Here is a 16,263-nt window from a genome sequence, read left to right as displayed (position 1 = left end):
TGCATGCCACCCGACCATGGCGGCAACTTCTGAGATCATCCGTGCATTCTCGTGGGCAAGGTCAATTCTGTCCTGGCCTTCCTTTCGCGGAACACCGGATGTCACGATGATGATATCAGACCCCTCGAGGTCCTTTGGAGTACAGGAGTATTTTACATCTGCCTGGCTGCCACGTGCGGCAAACGAGTCATGGAGATCGTATGCGAGGCCGCGCAGCGCCTCCTCCCGTCCCGGCCGCCCAAATAACAGCAGTTCACTGACATACGGGATATACGAAACCGCAAGTGCAGTGTACCGACCAACGTTGCCGTTTGCTCCGATGATTGCGACCTTTCCCATTAAAAACACCAAAATAGGGACATATCCGGGGTAGACAATACGTGCCTGCCGTATTCTGCCACTCCATCCTCCACCCCGCACCCCCATGGGCGCCGAATGTTCACGGTAAGCCTGCTCCCTTCCGGGCCTGGGCCGGTCCCCGCGACAATGGGGCAGGATATTCCCTACGGAATATCCAGATCCCCTCCACTGACCTCATGGGACAAGGCTTCGCAGTCAGGAAATGGCAGCTTCAGACAGATCGCCAGAGCCGTCTCCGGACTATCACCCCCCGCATATCGGCGGTTTCGGGCAACAGGTGACGCCTAACCACCCGGGCTAGTCCCCATATAGTGTCGACCTTATGGAATAAAAACCTCGCCGCCTGTTTCTATCTTCCGCCGGTGTATGGCATCTGTCATCAAAACCCGGTTTTCCTTGCCAAAGAGGTCTATCGCCGTGAGATCCACGCTTTCCGGGAGTACATCTGCGAGGTGGTGCAGGTCTCCCCACCATATCTCGTAGTGTTTTTTTCCGCCCCCGAAGGCATCGGCCACCTTCAGGGTGTCTCCTGCAGGTCTCCATAGGTCAACTACCCGCGACTTCAGTCGTGGGTAGTTGACGCTGTCGGGTGATATCTGCTGCTTTTTTGAGGCAGGAACTGCCGCAAACCTGGCATTTCATTATTCAGGTATTAGTCTGCCGTTACTGATGATAGTTGGTGGAGCGGTTTTTCGGGTACGAAACCGAATGCTTTATATCGCGCTCCCATACATTGATATGGAATTTATGAAAGACAGGCTCAAAATATATACTCCGCATATCTACGCCACAGTGTTTGGTCTTGTCCTCCTTATGGGAATGGGGGGATATATGATATATGAAGGCCAGTCGGCCGAGATTACGGTCATTGAGATGGAAGGGGCCCCCAATGATATCGTCTTTATCGCAGACCCGCACCTGAAGAGTGGGAATCTGGCATTTATGAGTTCGGTGGCAGGAGAGATCAATGCCCTCAATGCCTCAGTGGTCCTTATAGGGGGGGATTTTGTTACCGGTGACGAGGATGATCTCAGTTACCAGAACGTGTGGGCAGAGATTGACGCGCCGGTCTATGCGGTCCTCGGCAATCATGATTACAATGCCGGGGTCCACGGGCTGAACGGGCCTGCAAAGATGCTTGCAATGCAGGAGGCGGATCTCTCGGTGGACGGATATGATGTCTCGATGCTGCAGGACGACCCGCTGGTTGATCTGAAACTGGCAGACGATGTCACCACAGCCCTCGAAGGCGCCGGTGTTCATGTGATGAAGAATGAGTATGAACTGCTGAATCTCGGGGGAACGGAGCTCATGCTCGTCGGTGTCGATGATGCATGGGCAGGCAAATCCGATCCGCCGGACGTCCCGGAGACGGATGCCTTCACCATCTATATGATCCATGAGCCGGGCGCCCGGGCAGACTGGGACGCTGACCTCATCCTATCCGGTCACCTGCACGGGGGACAGTTCAGTGCACCGGGTCTGGACATCATTAAGGAAGCAGGGATCGTTGATATTCAGGGATTCTGTTCACAGGGCGAGACGCCAGCCTTCATCACCCGCGGTATAGGATCGTCCAGCATGATTGAGCAGGACCTCCGGTTCGATGTGCCGCCTGAGATTGTGGTGATCAATCCTTCAGTCCCGATTGACGGGGCGGATGTGGTGCGGCCGCGATAGACAAAGATTATGCAGCCGTGATGGGCACCGGATGGGCATCATGATAAGCACCGGAGATGCTGTCTGCTCTTTCTCCTGCAGCTGTGGTCTATGATTCTCTTTATTTTTGGCGACATCCCGGTACAGGTGGCCAAACAATACCTAAATAATGTCTAAATGACCCGTACTGCGGTCCTGTGCCTTGGAAAAACCATCCTCACAGCGGCCCGGAGAGGGCAGTTCTCAGTTGAGACAGTCTATACGTCCTCTTAAAATTCCCATCAATAGCGACCCCTTAATAGTCCGCAATACATCGTCATTTGAGCAAATAACCTGCATTGCAGCCGTATTTTTCCGGCAAAAAATATGAGCTGAAAATACGTCCATTTTGCCCCCGGATTCCCTAAAACAGGGGGTCAAAAAGAGGAGGTCAGCGAGGATTGAGAAAGGGTGACAAAAAATGTCTCTTCTTTGAATTTCTGAAACCCAAAATGGCAAAAAACGAAGAAATTAACCTTCAATTGGAAATAAAATGCGATAAATGTGGTGAAATCAGAGATCACAAAAATGGAAGTGAGTCCTTTTTGTTTGGTGCATGGTTGGGGATGCTTATATCATGGATTTTAGCATTAACAACTCATCAGAAAGGCCGTTTTGCATGAGATCAATTCTCTCATTATTACGGGTAACCGTAATCCCGGAAACGTGTGGGATGATGAAAGGAAACAGTGTTAAATCAGCCTGCAATGCTGAAAGATTCGCCCGCCCTTCAGGAATTGCATGTAACTGTGCCTCAATCATCCATCTCCTTATTTCTTCAGATGAAATTAGGATTGGATTACTTTTCTGGTAACAGCCGGGTGTATCTGTCTCATCCAAAAAACCCCAATAAAAGAGTGATCTGACAACAAATTTGGTGTTTCTTTCGACAGTCTGGCGATCGCCATATATCTCCTTTGTCCTTTGAACAATCTGCTGAATGGTGACCGTGTCCTGTAACCTGAGGAGGATACCAATCTGTCCGGAAACTGTATACCAGAATGGGTAAGCAGCAGAGATCATGCAGTGATGGATTGCTAACCGTTCGCCTTCAGATGCATGTTGTATCCGCACTAATCCCTCGTTGCGCAACGGAATGAGTACGGTATCAGGACCAGCCCATGTTCTCATTAAAATGCCGACAGCAAAGTCACGTGCGGTTTCACTTCTTTTTTCTATTGCGCCTCTGCCCATGCGTTCAGAGAGATAGTCTTTGAGCTCCGCGCGGATCTCCTTTTCAGTCTGTCCTGCAAGGAGCATTTCGCAGATTTTTTCCATCCATTCCGGCCGGACGGCCTGCTTAATCCCTATCATCTCATGCCGTTTCATTGTGTATTTTTCTCCGTGTTATTGATACAAACGGCACAATCACTTCGTCCATGGAGATGCCACCATGGGTGACTGATTTTTTCCCTTCTGCAATAAATGCCGAATTTGCTGGTGCAAAGAGGGGGTAATAATTATCCGGAAGACCCTGTGGTTTCCATTCCAGTGAAGATGGATATTTTTCTGCAATTTCACTGCACAGTATTTGTGAATTATATATCCGGACGCGTTCACCTTTAACCTCCGCAATAGCCCCTTCTGATGGTCTTCCAATGCCAGTACTGCTGACATTACCATGGTCTGAGGTGATCCAGATGGTGAAGTCATTGTCCAGAAGATGTGATACCATGGTGTGAAGGTATCCCTGTCTGCACCACTGCTCAATCTGGTTATGCATGCCTTCATCACCCATCTGCATTCCATGCATGATGTTGTCGATTTTGTTTATGACAAATCCTGCAATCTCTATCATCTGTGGATTGAATTCTGAATGCAGGTATTCCTCAATGTCTTCATCCTGGAGATTTCCTTTGTATGTGATTTTTGTACTGGGAATCCCCTGATTTTCCCAGTAATTTTTCCATGCTTTTGGTTCCCGGGAAGTCGTGTTGATGTAATCCGGGAAATAGCCGGGAGATGTTCCTGAAAATATAGCCTGGCGTGAAACACTGGTCAGTGTTGGAATCCAAGCAAATATGCTCTGGTCTCTGCATTCAAATTCAGGATCCTGTGACTGCAGGATTTTTTTAATGGAGAACCACTGACTCAGGGAGAGTCCATCAATAACAATGAGTGCCGTTTTTGGTGATGTATTGTCTTCCCGTTTCCGTTCAAGATAGCGGGGTATCTGGCTGACGATTACAGGGGGTATTGGTGGCAGGCTGATGAGAGTCTTATACCGGTTCTGCAGCCAGTCCTGGAATGTCGTATCTATTCTGTCTGAAAGGCATTCAAAGGAGTTTTTTACAGAAGAAGGAACTGCAAATTTTGAAGGGCTGTTTCCATATATTACTGCCTTCAGTTCCGCAAAGTCAATTGCATAAGAGAGCCAGTCCGAGTGAGATGATTCGGTTTTGGGAATTGTTGTTTCAAGGGTGCCCAGTCTCTTTTGAATACGTGCAGTATATTCTTCTTCTGACTCGTCTGTTATGCCAAACCGAACCCATGTCTCTTTTAAGCTGTCATGGTTTTTGCATGACACCGGTTGCAGTTTTCCTTCGACAAAGAGATCGTCAATGTAGATTTTGACTTTTTCATGATCAAATGGCAGATGGACCGGCCCCTGATGCTTCAGGCCATATGCATTCCCTTTTGACTGGACATTCTCTGTTTTTTCATCTTCACCCGGAATGTATGAAGAAACAAAATATGGCCATCGTTCCTGTAAAAATTCAAAAAAAGCATTTTTTACCTGAAACAGTTCATCGAGTGGCCATTCCTGGAACTCAGGCTTTTTCTGGAGTTGTGCTGCAATCCGCTGGTTCAGTATCTCTGGTATCTGAATATCTGAGTAGTGGATAATCAGAAGGGTATTCAGAAGATCAGGAGTTGTTTTTATCAGATCCACTTTAATTCCGAACACATATTCCAGGATGAAATCCTTTGTTGCGTTATCTCCAATCCTTTCTTTGCAGTGGGTCTGCTGAATTTCAAAAATTGGTTCGAGATATCTTTTATCAAGATGTGCAATGATTGGACTGCTCAGGTGAGGAAATATTTTTGCGAGACTGAATGATAATTCCCGTCCTTTTTCAAGGAGATCATATGGCAGATTTTTTAGATTCGATTCCTCCGTTCTCAGGACTACGACCAGATCAGTTGTAATTCCTTTATCCCAGAGAGACCGGTATTTTGTTTCATATGCATACCTGAATGATATCGCATCTTCGTACTCGATGATGTCAAATCCTCTTTCGCGTAACTCCAGTACGAGATGTTCTTCGGTGAGTAATCCATCGGGGTCAGCTACCAGAGTAAGTCTGCAGACATTGGATACAAATTCATTCAGGATGATGTCACGCCAGGTTTTCATGTCAGTTCTCACTCTTTTGTATTCTGAGCATCACTACCGGCCTGAGTCTGGGAATAATTGCCTCAGCTGAAGCGATCTCTTTTTTCCATTTGTTTTGTTCATTTTTGAGTTCTCTGAGGCGGTATGAACGGACTTCATCAAGTCCTAACTGTTCTATTGCTGTTTTTCTGGCACGAAAGGATCGTTCTGCCCGCATCTCTTCGGTCTGAATATTCTTCAGATGCTGCTCCTGTAGTTCATTATAGAATTCTCCACCAGAAATCTTTGCTTCATCCATCAATTTCCGGGATATCATCTGTGATTCTTTTTGATCTGAAACGGTGGTGATCTCATAATAATGTGATAGCAGGCGATCCCAGATGAACCGGGCAGTCTGTCTGAATATTGTTCCATCTTCTGAGATGAAAACCGGCATGAATGCTCTTTTTTTGGCAGGGATGAACCGGAGAGTGTCACTCTTTAGAATGGGTTTTTCGTAGCTGAATCCAACTTCAAATAGTCCCCAGTATCCGCGGATATCTGGAGGGAGTTCAGGCATCCACATGTGAGGGATCAGAATGTTGGGCGACCATTCATGAATGGTTGTTATGAGTTCTTTGATATGGGTTTCTTCCGGAGTGAGGTGCACAACACCGGGTATATTCCCAATGCATGTTTCTGAAAATATCGCATTCCGGTATTCTGTTCCGTCCGGCCAGGTGATACTGCAGGAATCCAGTCGTTTTATTATTTTTCCCTGATGCGACAGCAGATATGCGATTGTCATATTCTCAATCCAGGAAGGGAATGGGTGGCCACGGATTTTTTCCGATACGTCCATATCGGGGATATTTGTTATCTGAGTGATGACTGAATTTTTATCAATATCCTGCAGTTCATCCTGAATTTTACCGACTGCCTGATCCACTGACGTATTGATGGTATCGGGGCTTATGATAGCATCAATAAACAGGTTTTCGAATATTTGTCCTGCAATGGCTGAATCCAGGACATCGCCTGTTTTGTCTATACCGAATTCCTCATAGATGACCGCAAGTTTTTCTTCCAGTACTTCTCTGACCCTGAACTCCACTGAATTTTCGAAGACAAAGTTGATGGCCTTTACCCGATGTGCCTGACCAATTCTGTCCACTCTTCCGATTCTCTGTTCAAGTCGCATCGGATTCCACGGGATATCATAGTTTATCACCACATGACAGAACTGAAGGTTTAGTCCCTCCCCTCCGGCATCCGTTGAGATTAAGAACTGTGCCTTCCCCATAAAACCGGCCTGGGCACGGTTTCTCTCTTCAAGGGACATTGTGCCGTTCAGTATTTCGGCTGTGAACCCTCTCTCCTGCAGGAATGAGTGAAGCATCTCCTGTGTTGGAATAAATTCTGTGAAGATGAGTATCTTTAGATCAGGGCTCTGTTCTTCCTGACGTAACCGGAAGATGATCTCTAAAAGTGCCTCTGCCTTTACATCAGGGCCTGTCTGACGACATTCCCGTGCAAGGTCCAGGAGTGTTCTGACTTCCTCTGATTCGTGGGCAAGGGCACTGTCCTTTCTCTCAAGTATTGTTTCAAGCAGGTGCTGACCGTCCAGATCATAGATTTCTTCTTCTGTCAGAGATTGGTCTGTTCTTGTTTGCTGTGAGAATGTAGGCCCCGTTTCGGACAGTACATCCAGACGGCGTTCAAGAGTGCGTTCAATAGCAGCAGTACTTGAGACGACCAGTCTCTGCATGAGTACCATGAGAAAGCCGATATACTGTTTATTTTCACTGATTGCCTCGTTATATCCGATTTTAATATACTCTGTGACTGCGTCATAGAGTTCCTCTTGTCTGCGGTGGTGTTCTTCCCACCGGACAGGGTGTAGTGTGGTTGTCCGTGGTTTGAAGAGAGGATTTCCCATTGCATCGATTGCGTTTCTCTTCACGGTTCTGATGACATATGGTTCAACGGTTTCCCGGGATATGATATCCGGGGCGGGAAACATCTTTGGGTCCAGGAGTGATATGAGCCTGAAAAATGCATCTGATTTTCCCTGGTGTGGTGTTGCTGAGAGGAGCAACAGATAGGGGGTGCATCCCGCAAGCCCTTTTCCTAGTTTATGGCGTGCGACAAGGTCGGTGCTTCCGCCCAGCCGATGTGATTCATCGATGATGATCAGATCCCAGCCGGCAGAGATGAGATCACCGAACCGGTCTTTATTATGGGTATCAACTCTTTCTTTTGACCATCCTTTGCGGCGTTCCAGTGGTTTTACCGAGTCCATTGAGGTAATCACCTGACTGAAAACGGTCCAGGGATTTGTTTCTGCATGGGTCCGGCCATTGGTATCGGGTGTGTTCAGGTTGATTGCGGATGTTACTTTCTTCAGTGTCCGGATGTCTTCGGGAAGGACGATACTGAAATCTTCGTTAAAATGGGTCTTCATCTCAGAGACCCACTGTTCTGTGAGTCCCTTGGGTGACACAACGAGGATGCGTTTCACCCGTCCCCGGAGTTTTAGCTCCTTGAGTATCAGTCCTGCTTCAATTGTTTTACCCAGACCCACTTCATCGGCAAGCAGGTACCGGATTCTGTCTTCTGAGAGAGCACGGGTTAATGCAGTTATTTGATGTGGAAGAGGAATGACACTGGATTCAATGGGAGCAAGGAGTATACCTCCGTCATCTGCTGTGCGGTCAAGGATATCAGCGACCTTTGCAGCGGATGCGAGGTATCGTATATGGTACGGGGTTACGTTCTCTCTCCCTCTGCTGAGTGGCTCTAATGTCTTTTTCGGGACGGTGACTATGGTGTCGTTCTTCTGGAGCCAGACCTGGCAGGTGATGCGTCCCCAGAGTTCATTCTCTTCAAGCAGTCTGCAGGGAGATGTGTGAGTTGTGCTGTAGAGCCATTCGTTGGTATTCATGGGGGGTATCCGGGGACCTGGATGGTATTATATGGTCTGGTTTCAGTGTGGGTGTTCATGCACAAAAAACGTATGCGTATCCAGCGAAATTGGTGTTTTTTCCTGTCTGGCGCTTTAATGGCGGTTTGTATCGGGAGATGGTGCTATTGGGGGATTATGGTTCCAGAAGGCCGTGTTCTTCGTACTGCCGGGTCAGGTCTTCTTTGCTTTTGGTGCAGTCTATAACCTCGTCAAAATCAGACGGAGAGAGATGCAGTTGATCCGCCATCTTTGACCGGAGGGTTTTACTGATCTCTTTCTTTCCGTGGCTGAGATAGGTGTATAATCCGGTCTTCTTCCCGTTATGGAAGAAGATAAAATACGTGTGGTGCGATTGTTCTTTGGAAAACCCCTTCTTTGTGAGGGCTTTCTCAATTCTTCCGGATTTTCTTGTCGTCATTCGGCACCACAGGAAAAAAGCGCCTGTAAGCGTGATTTGAGTTCTTGCGCACCCTGTGTCAGGTTCCCGTCTTCTTCTCTCAGATATTCGTCACGGAGAAAGAGGACGCCGTGTTCAATTTCCTGCATCGCAGCCTGAAGGGAATCTGCAACCCCGAGAAGGCGATATTCTTCATTTGAGAGGATGAACTCATTTTCCTCTGCGTCCCAGAGGACATCGATTACAAGGGGTGTTGCGAGGTCAATCGGATCTTTGGTATCGGAAACGATCTTTGTGAGAGGGATGACATCCACCGTTTTGATTGCTTCCGGTGTGGGGCCGATGACAATCTCTTTTTTGTGGCCAGTCTCGGTGATCACACCGTTTATTTGTACAAACGTTCCGAGAAGTGATGGAATAAGGTCTGCATGAACATTTTCATAGTGGCCCCCGACAACCCCGATAGTGGTATTGAGTTCGAATATCGGTTTTTCGTCCACCCTTACTTCCACCACCCTGCCGTAAATTTCTGCTGAGTATTTGTGTGGTTTTTTACGGTTGGCCTGCTGGATCATCAGTTTTCGTTTCGGTGAGAGGGTGATGGGTTCACTCTCCGGGTACTGCATTTCTATAGAGTAGCCTGCAGTCTCGTCCGGCCAGATCTTTTCAATCTCTTTGAGGATCCTGTCGTTTCTGAATTCATCCGGAATAGTTCCGAACAATGTGGTGTTGATGTCATCAGCCTCGTTTGCCACCCGGAAGCTCTTTTGAATGATATCACATGCCTGCATACAGACTGAACTCATCTCAGGGAGGGTGTGGTTTTGCGGCTGAACGGCGAGGGTGGCATCAATGCTGCCTATTTTCAGGTCCCGGAAGATGAGAGTGCAGTTGTTTTTGACCTTCTTCGGGACATCCCCACCTGAGCGGTATGGGTTTTTCAGGAGGTAGTCCCCGGCGGTATATGCGATGGTCTGTACCGCTTTGATATAGTCGGCAAAGATGACCGCAGGTACTGCCTCTTCGCCTGGTTTTGTCGATTTTATTACAACGTTGAATGCGGTATTGTCGGGCATGGTTTTGGCGGTATTCTGATGGATACGCTCTGGTATCTAAAGAATAATTCCTATGAAAATTACCTGATTTTAGTTTATATATACCTTCTGAAGGAGTTGAAGTTCCCGTTCCCTGGCATAGAAGACCTAATGATTATAGGTATAATCATTATGGATATAATCATTTTCTCCCTTTGGGAAGGGTCTGGATGCGGGTTCAACCAAAAACTTTAACCATGTGGGTGCCAACCTTTCCAAAGATATTGGTCATATATGGGACAACCGGATCTGTGATACTTCCAGGATGTGGAGGATCTTGTTTTTGGCGGCGGTTCGCTGATATACCAGCAGTTCCCGATACCGGGAAAGGATCTCACTTCTCGTTTCCTTCCCTGAAATATACGGGATGGTGAGGGGTGGCCCCGGTTCACGTTGTTTTTTGGACCTTTGCAGGGCTTTGCAAAGCTTTGCAAAGCTTTGCAATCTTGTTTGCAAACACTTATTCTGTCCATATAGGTCCTGATCATTAATTGGGGTCCGTATTGCTAAATTTTTGGAGTCTTTGCAATGTTGCACGAGTCATAGACATACCCACACGTACCGGATACCACATACGGATTGCTCCGTTACCCCATGTAAAGTACGCAAAGTGCCTGTACTCTCTGTACTTCTATCTCCTATAGTACCCTCTTTTGTATTAGAATGGGAATTCTGCACGTTGTTTGTCTTTGCAATATTTGCTGTTTTTTTATGCAAAGCTCTTGTAACATTGTAAACATCTCCTGTTTCATTCACATTCCGCAGGAAGATGTGCATCAGGGCATCACACTTTATGAGGTTAAACCCGGTCTTCAATGAGCCGTTTGAGCTGGATGAAGTCATCCGGTTTTTTCACGTCCCTGTCCATCAAAAGACGATCACAGATTATGTTGATCTTATCTCTGCCCGAGATGGAATTTCCTTCCCGGTCTTTCACCTCAAAAAAAGATGGTTTGCCAATGACGGATGAGAGTACCGGTTTTCCCTTGATATATTTCAGCCATACGGGATTTTCAAATGATATTTTGCCGCTGCCACCGGAAATCTCGTGTGAGTAGTGTTCAAAGAGATGAATGATCTCATCTCTTTTCAGTGTGTCCCATACTTTTTTAGTAAATTCTTTGGCATGGAGGGCCTCGATCAACCGTTCAATGGTCTCATCCCTGTCGGAAAATTCATCGGGGTTTTTGAATATTTTAATCCAGTTTTCCTTCAAATCTTCCCTGATTTTTATGAGTGCCAGATTTGCCGTCTCCATAAAGAGCCTTCTTTGAGCGACTGCAAGGATCTCAGATTCGAGTCTTTCCTGAGATACTGTGCAGAATTCTGATCTGGCAAGGAATGCAGGGTCAAGGAAGTAATTTTCGAGTTCACGCAGGCGCCATATGAGAAGATTGTCCTGTTCGGGGTCAGGGAATCTCTTCCAGCATGCCTCAACCATTTCATCATCGAAGTGGTCACGGTCAATGAGGAAGTAGTAGGTCGGGTGATCCCAGTGGAGGGATTTTGCGGCACTTCTGATGTGGGTTGAAGGGCCCAGTGGACGAACAGTGATGGTGTCATTCAGGAGTCTGCGAAGAATGATTGGATCGATGGAGTTCTCATTGTCTCCCTCGACAAAGAGTTTATGGCCTGCGCCAAAGGTTGTCTCTTCTGCCTGAGGGTTCCTCCGGATGGAGACCATTATTCATCATTCCCCGGCAGAAGTAATATCCGGTTCTCTTTATTGACGGTGTCCATCACCTCTTCGGAGTGAGTTGAGATAATGTATTGGTTCTCCGGTGCCAGTTCAAGGAGGTTGCGGATGAACGTCCTGTGCCATTCAGCATTGAGGTGCATCTCCGGTTCATCGATGAGGACAACAGAAGGGGTGGTGTATGTAGTATTCCAGATCATGAAGAGCGTCGATATGATCTCTTTCTGGCCGGAGCTGAGGCCGTCAAAGGAATAGGTATCTGATTCAACATCATGAACCGGTCTGATTCTTATGTCGATGGAGTTGTCCTTTGACGGGCGGAGTTTGCTGAACGTGGCCGCGGCGTAAGTCTGCATCAGATTGTCCAGAACTTTCATTGCTTTGGTATCTTCTGTTGTGGAGCTCTCAGTTTCAAAGAGGTCTGCCTGTCCCATCATCATTCGGAGGATGGTCAGTTTGAATGAACTGATACGGGATGGCTGGTTTCGTATCCTGACTGACCGGGGGGTGTCGTCACCGACCATGTCCCCAAGCTGTGGTTTCCCCTCCATTACTTTGCGGAAACTGTGGAAGAAGAGACAGCTCTCGGTGATGAGGGGGTTTTCATCGGCACCGCTGATGATGTTGAGGAAGTGATAGAATTCTTTGTTTAAGCCTTCATTTCTGAGGAATAGGTCCTGTTGGACATTGCTTTTCAGATTATTATTGGATGTTTTTTCCGATATTTCTCCGCCTGTCCATCTGTTGAGGTCATATTGGAACGGTGTCTTCTGAATATGAATCGTGTCGTCCCGGTTGATTGAAATAGTTATCCCGATATTTTCGGCATTTTCACTTTGGGAATAATATTCAATCTCTCCGGAGATTCTGGCTTCATCACTGCCACCATGGATCAGGAGGTCGGGTATATTGATGGAAGAATGGATTTTCCGTCTGTCTATGAAATAAGATCCCTTCTCCTCCTTTATTAGGAGCATGAGAATGGCACAGCACTCAAGAATAGATGTCTTGCCCAGTCCGTTCTTGCTGCCGATGACCATGATGTCGGGGTCATATGCCATGCGGGGGTGGAAGAAATCAAGGTTCAGGTCTTTGATTCCCCGGTAGTTATGTATTTCAAGGTTGTTTATTCTGAAAGACGGTTCTGTTCCTGACATCTTCTCCCTCCCGTGGTATCTGTATATTGATCTGATGGGTGCATCCTTATATGTCTTTTTCAGAGAATTGGGGTCCGGATACTTCACTCTCCCCTGTAATTTTCTGTCACTGGTTGTCAATGGCAACATAATTTCTCCCATGAAGCGGGTTGCATATGGATTTGAGACCCTGTATATTTCATTCTCAGGTTTCGGCTGGCTTGTGGGTTCTATTCCTCCATAAAATGTGTGTTGGGGGAAGGAGGAAAGGCCCCCCTGAAGTGAGATGAGTTGCAGGGCGAATGATCAAGGGTTCTTCATTTGTAATGGCGAAAACGACAAAATATTCTGATATTTAGTGTTTGGAAATATGGAAGAAATCAAACTTAATTCAATTTCATGAACAGCAGCGCAGCGTGTGGGTTATCCTGTCTTATTTCAAATGAACGCCTTATATCCCTCTTTGCATATTCTAATTGACCCATTTCATAATATGAATTCGCACGTAAGAAAAGAGCTATTGCATAATCTGAATTATTATCAAGAATCCGATTACAGATCTCAATTACACTGGGGTAATCTTTTAATTGATGTTTAATATCGGCACAAAATATGAGAGCCTCGTAGGAAATGGGGTTAATTTTCAGGGCTTCTTCCACGTGTTCCAGTATTTCACCTTTATTGCAATCACCAATGACCCACATTGATTTTGCTTTATTCATGTGTTTCAGATATTCTTTGGAATAGTATGGTTTTTCACAGCAATTTTCTGATGCAAATCCTACCATGTCATTAAAGAGAGTTAGACCACCGATATCATGTAAATCCTGTAATTCAGATAATATTTGGGATTTATAATCTGCATTAATTCTAACACTTTTTATCGATTTGTCGTTAATATCAGGTTCTCCAAAAATGAATAGTGAATGCTGTTTTGGGATTCGGTTATTCAAATCAGAAGGTTCCCATACCCAGAGATGATCCTTCTCTTCTTCCAGATATTTCTCAAATTTCCATCCTGAATTATCACTATCAATTTTTTGGAATTTGTCAAAATCATGAATATTAATGACATATACGACCCCGTCTTTACCTGGATCGTTTACAGATGCAAAATATAGCGCAACCAAAGAAGAATACGTGAAATCGATTAATGCAGTTGCAGCACCATGATGTTGGAGTTCTGCCATAAGTTCAAGTTCTTCCAGAGTTCTGTTTCCTTTCTTATCATAACCCTTAAGTTTTGCATTGGAAATCAAATCACAGTTGTAATTAATAAATTTCTGAAAACTGTCACTTTGCGATTGAGTAAAGCCAAGTCTTCTTGCAGCTGTCGAACGGATTGGATGTGAGATGTCACCTTGTCCTCTGAACGCAAACTTTCCATATTCGGATACTATCAGGTCTTTAATGGCATCAAGATATTCGGCCACATTTTTCACGGCGATATTTCCTTTCGGAGGTTCAATTTCCTGTTCGGTCAATTGATCACATTCTTGAAGATCTTTAATCATTTATTCAATATAATCATTTGAATCGCTAGGGGGATTTCACTCCCCCACCCTCGTCACCGCCTGATCATACCACATCAACAGTTTTGGGTCTTCCTCCAAAACTTTCGGCGGGATCCGCTTAGCAACGGCAATAATAATCCGGTAGTCCTTCTCCTGCCACGCTTTCTTAAACCCGGCCCGAACCGCTTCAATCCGGAAGACCTTCAGCCGTTTGGTCTCCCCGGTATACCCATCGAACTCCCGCAGGAGAGCCCGCTCCCGCAGTTTCTCCAGATCAGCCGCCTTGTTGGGGTCAGGCACATACCACCGGTCGGTGGCCTTCTTCTTCAGCCCTTGGTCATCCTTCGGGAGATTCCTAAACTCCTTCCAGTTCGAGGAGAGATACCGGTGAATCTGGGACGGCACCTCACCTGTGCCATCGTACTTCAGGAAGTTCTGTTCGAGAAGGGTGCCAAGTTCGAGCCCGACCTCGTTCTTGCTCCAGCCCCGCTGGGTCTCCTGTATGAACTCGGGGTGAACTTCCTGGAATGTCTGGGGCTTTTCCTTGAGATGCAGCCTGAGCCACTGAATCGCGGATGCCTCATCGGTGACAAAAAGGGTGGTCTGGGCAATCGATGCGCCGGAGAGTTTCTTTTTGTCGTACTCCGAGACCTGCTTTGGCAAAAAGTACATCCCGTCCCGTCCGATGAATCGCTGCTCCAGTCCGATCTGGAATTCCGGGCTTGATATAGGGACCATGTAACCTTTTTTGACATAGTAGGCTACCATCTGGTCAAATAGGATGCGGTGATCCCGCTCCGGAATCGTGACCATTTCTTTACCCTGCATCTTTATCACTGGCAGATACTTCAGGTGTGTCTTCACAAAATCCCAGACGCCCTCTTCCGTCCCCTGTTCGGTGACAAAGCGGTCTTCAAACCCGCCGTTTGGTTTGTATGCGGATATGATGAGATCCTGTTTGACAGCGGTAGTGGTGGTGACTGCCTTGAAACTACCCTGTTTTTTATCCAGTGCTGATACATTTGCAACGATGAATCCGGCATCGGAAAGTGCTGTCTGGATGCTGTTCCAGACCGCAGCCTTTGTATTGGAAAACTCGACGGTCATCCATCGGCCCGGTTTGAGTATGCGGTAGGCTTCTCGGAAACATTCGGTCATCAGGGCCCGGTATTCATTAGGACCCTTTTTCTGGACAGAGTTTTCAATGGCTTCAGGCAAATTATTGGTACGGACCTTTAGCCATGCTTCCCAGAAAAAATTCAGTTCTGAGTACATTAGGTTGCCACCGAAAGGTGGATCAGTGAAAATATAATCTATTGAATTATGTGGTGTTAGGGATGTATCTGATGAATTTGTTGAGATAATTGGCATCTTATTTAATGTGGATAGTTTTGTTATAGCTCTTCCAAACCATTTGATTCGATCACTGATTTGTTCAATTATGGATGTTTCAATTGGAATTGAAGAGACATATAGGGTTCCTTTTAGATAACCTGCATTACACCCCCCACCTCCAAAAAAATAATTATTAATATGAATTCTGTTCATCTTGGTTGCTCGATTGATCATACTCGTGAACAAAAATTTAAACAAATATTGTTCAGCATTGTCAATGAGATCTAGCATTTTAGATAAGGCTTCAAGATTCCTCTTCGTATAGAAATGATGTACATGGGTAAGTCCAATGGGATCATTACGCCGTGTTTCTTTCCCATCCGGCAACCGCTCGGTCGGATACCAGTACGGAATCTCCATCGCCTCGATCATCGCAATCAATGCGCAGTCAAATGCATCCGGCACCTTCTCATGCCGTTTCTTCCCGACAGTGTAATTGACTAGCACTGGTATCTGCTTTGCCTGCCGGATGGTCTCACCGATGGCGGTGTCGTACTTTGTGATCCATGCTCTCTGCATTTTGCGTTTTGTCAGGAGTGCAGAACAGTGGGGGCACGGGAATTCGTCCATGACTTTGCCTGCCTCTTTGTCAACCGCCACCTCCCAGAAGACGATTTCTTCTGCACATTCTGGGCAGACAAAGACATCAGACCAGACGGTGTAGTTGATTCTGCCGATATCGGTTGTACCGG

Annotated in this window: 12 protein-coding genes, 1 other RNA gene and 1 pseudogene; 2 read left to right on the top strand and 12 right to left on the bottom strand. The window is 46.4% G+C overall.

Annotated features, from left to right (window positions below; translation table 11 throughout):
• From MKMG_RS07560 to MKMG_RS07550, 3 genes and pseudogenes are all read right to left on the bottom strand, one after another.
• Window positions 1–339: pseudogene (locus MKMG_RS07560) on the bottom strand (malate dehydrogenase); the annotation flags it as partial.
• Between the two features lie 13 nt (window positions 340–352).
• Window positions 353–668: signal recognition particle sRNA (gene ffs / locus MKMG_RS07555), an RNA gene on the bottom strand.
• Between the two features lie 12 nt (window positions 669–680).
• Window positions 681–875, bottom strand: a complete 195-nt coding sequence (locus tag MKMG_RS07550; protein WP_165077027.1) for a hypothetical protein — start codon at window positions 873–875, stop codon at window positions 681–683.
• 232 nt (window positions 876–1,107) lie between these two features.
• Between MKMG_RS07550 and MKMG_RS07545 the strand changes: the two genes are divergently transcribed.
• Window positions 1,108–2,040 carry a metallophosphoesterase gene (locus MKMG_RS07545; protein WP_254059125.1) on the top strand — a complete coding sequence of 311 codons (933 nt, stop codon included), beginning with the start codon at window positions 1,108–1,110 and terminating at the stop codon, window positions 2,038–2,040.
• 588 nt (window positions 2,041–2,628) lie between these two features.
• Here MKMG_RS07545 and MKMG_RS07540 read toward each other — a convergent pair.
• The 9 genes from MKMG_RS07540 to MKMG_RS07500 form a co-directional block, all read right to left on the bottom strand.
• The gene (locus tag MKMG_RS07540) at window positions 2,629–3,387 is read right to left on the bottom strand and encodes a hypothetical protein (protein WP_165077026.1); all 759 of its coding nucleotides are present in this window, start codon (window positions 3,385–3,387) and stop codon (window positions 2,629–2,631) included.
• On the bottom strand, window positions 3,374–5,416 hold the full coding sequence (gene pglZ, locus MKMG_RS07535; protein WP_165077025.1) for a BREX-3 system phosphatase PglZ: 2,043 nt from the start codon (window positions 5,414–5,416) through the stop codon (window positions 3,374–3,376). The genes MKMG_RS07540 and pglZ overlap by 14 nt, the downstream gene beginning before the upstream one ends.
• A 1-nt stretch (window position 5,417) precedes the next feature.
• Complete coding sequence (locus MKMG_RS07530; protein ID WP_165077023.1) at window positions 5,418–8,318, bottom strand: helicase-related protein; 2,901 nt, start codon at window positions 8,316–8,318, stop codon at window positions 5,418–5,420.
• Between the two features lie 154 nt (window positions 8,319–8,472).
• Complete coding sequence (locus MKMG_RS07525) at window positions 8,473–8,757, bottom strand: hypothetical protein (RefSeq protein WP_165077021.1); 285 nt, start codon at window positions 8,755–8,757, stop codon at window positions 8,473–8,475.
• Window positions 8,754–9,812 (bottom strand): hypothetical protein, encoded by a 1,059-nt coding sequence (locus MKMG_RS07520; protein ID WP_165077019.1) that lies wholly within the window; start codon window positions 9,810–9,812, stop codon window positions 8,754–8,756. Before MKMG_RS07520 ends, MKMG_RS07525 begins: the two co-directional genes overlap by 4 nt.
• A gap of 817 nt (window positions 9,813–10,629) precedes the next feature.
• Window positions 10,630–11,514: a hypothetical protein gene (locus MKMG_RS07515; RefSeq protein ID WP_165077017.1), complete on the bottom strand. Its 885-nt coding sequence runs from the start codon at window positions 11,512–11,514 to the stop codon at window positions 10,630–10,632.
• Window positions 11,514–12,683, bottom strand: coding sequence for an AAA family ATPase (locus tag MKMG_RS07510; protein ID WP_165077015.1), 1,170 nt, complete (start codon window positions 12,681–12,683; stop codon window positions 11,514–11,516). Before MKMG_RS07510 ends, MKMG_RS07515 begins: the two co-directional genes overlap by 1 nt.
• Window positions 12,684–13,048: 365 nt before the next feature.
• A complete protein-coding gene (locus MKMG_RS07505) occupies window positions 13,049–14,176 on the bottom strand; it encodes an FRG domain-containing protein (RefSeq protein WP_165077013.1) in 1,128 nt (375 codons plus the stop codon).
• 36 nt (window positions 14,177–14,212) lie between these two features.
• Window positions 14,213–15,547: a DNA methyltransferase gene (locus MKMG_RS07500; protein ID WP_216842888.1), complete on the bottom strand. Its 1,335-nt coding sequence runs from the start codon at window positions 15,545–15,547 to the stop codon at window positions 14,213–14,215.
• Window positions 15,548–15,860: 313 nt separating this feature from the next.
• On the opposite strand from MKMG_RS07500, the gene MKMG_RS11460 reads away from it, so the two are divergent.
• Entirely contained in the window at window positions 15,861–16,007 is a 147-nt protein-coding gene (locus MKMG_RS11460; protein WP_216842887.1) for a hypothetical protein, read from the top strand.
• The last annotated feature ends 256 nt before the right edge of the window (window positions 16,008–16,263 follow it).

The organism is Methanogenium sp. MK-MG (assembly GCF_009914725.1).
Taxonomy (GTDB): domain Archaea; phylum Halobacteriota; class Methanomicrobia; order Methanomicrobiales; family Methanomicrobiaceae; genus Methanogenium.
This window is presented reverse-complemented; position numbering and strand designations above follow the sequence as displayed.

Coding starts and splice junctions, on each gene's coding strand:
- MKMG_RS07505 (WP_165077013.1), bottom strand. CDS start 14,176: ATGATTAAAGATCTTCAAGAATGTGATCAATTGACCGAACAGGAAATT.
- pglZ (WP_165077025.1), bottom strand. CDS start 5,416: ATGAAAACCTGGCGTGACATCATCCTGAATGAATTTGTATCCAATGTC.
- MKMG_RS07525 (WP_165077021.1), bottom strand. CDS start 8,757: ATGACGACAAGAAAATCCGGAAGAATTGAGAAAGCCCTCACAAAGAAG.
- MKMG_RS07510 (WP_165077015.1), bottom strand. CDS start 12,683: ATGTCAGGAACAGAACCGTCTTTCAGAATAAACAACCTTGAAATACAT.
- MKMG_RS07500 (WP_216842888.1), bottom strand. CDS start 15,547: ATGCCAATTATCTCAACAAATTCATCAGATACATCCCTAACACCACAT.
- MKMG_RS07520 (WP_165077019.1), bottom strand. CDS start 9,812: ATGCCCGACAATACCGCATTCAACGTTGTAATAAAATCGACAAAACCA.
- MKMG_RS07545 (WP_254059125.1), top strand. CDS start 1,108: ATGAAAGACAGGCTCAAAATATATACTCCGCATATCTACGCCACAGTG.
- MKMG_RS07515 (WP_165077017.1), bottom strand. CDS start 11,514: ATGGTCTCCATCCGGAGGAACCCTCAGGCAGAAGAGACAACCTTTGGC.
- MKMG_RS07540 (WP_165077026.1), bottom strand. CDS start 3,387: ATGAAACGGCATGAGATGATAGGGATTAAGCAGGCCGTCCGGCCGGAA.
- MKMG_RS07530 (WP_165077023.1), bottom strand. CDS start 8,318: ATGAATACCAACGAATGGCTCTACAGCACAACTCACACATCTCCCTGC.
- MKMG_RS11460 (WP_216842887.1), top strand. CDS start 15,861: ATGGGATCATTACGCCGTGTTTCTTTCCCATCCGGCAACCGCTCGGTC.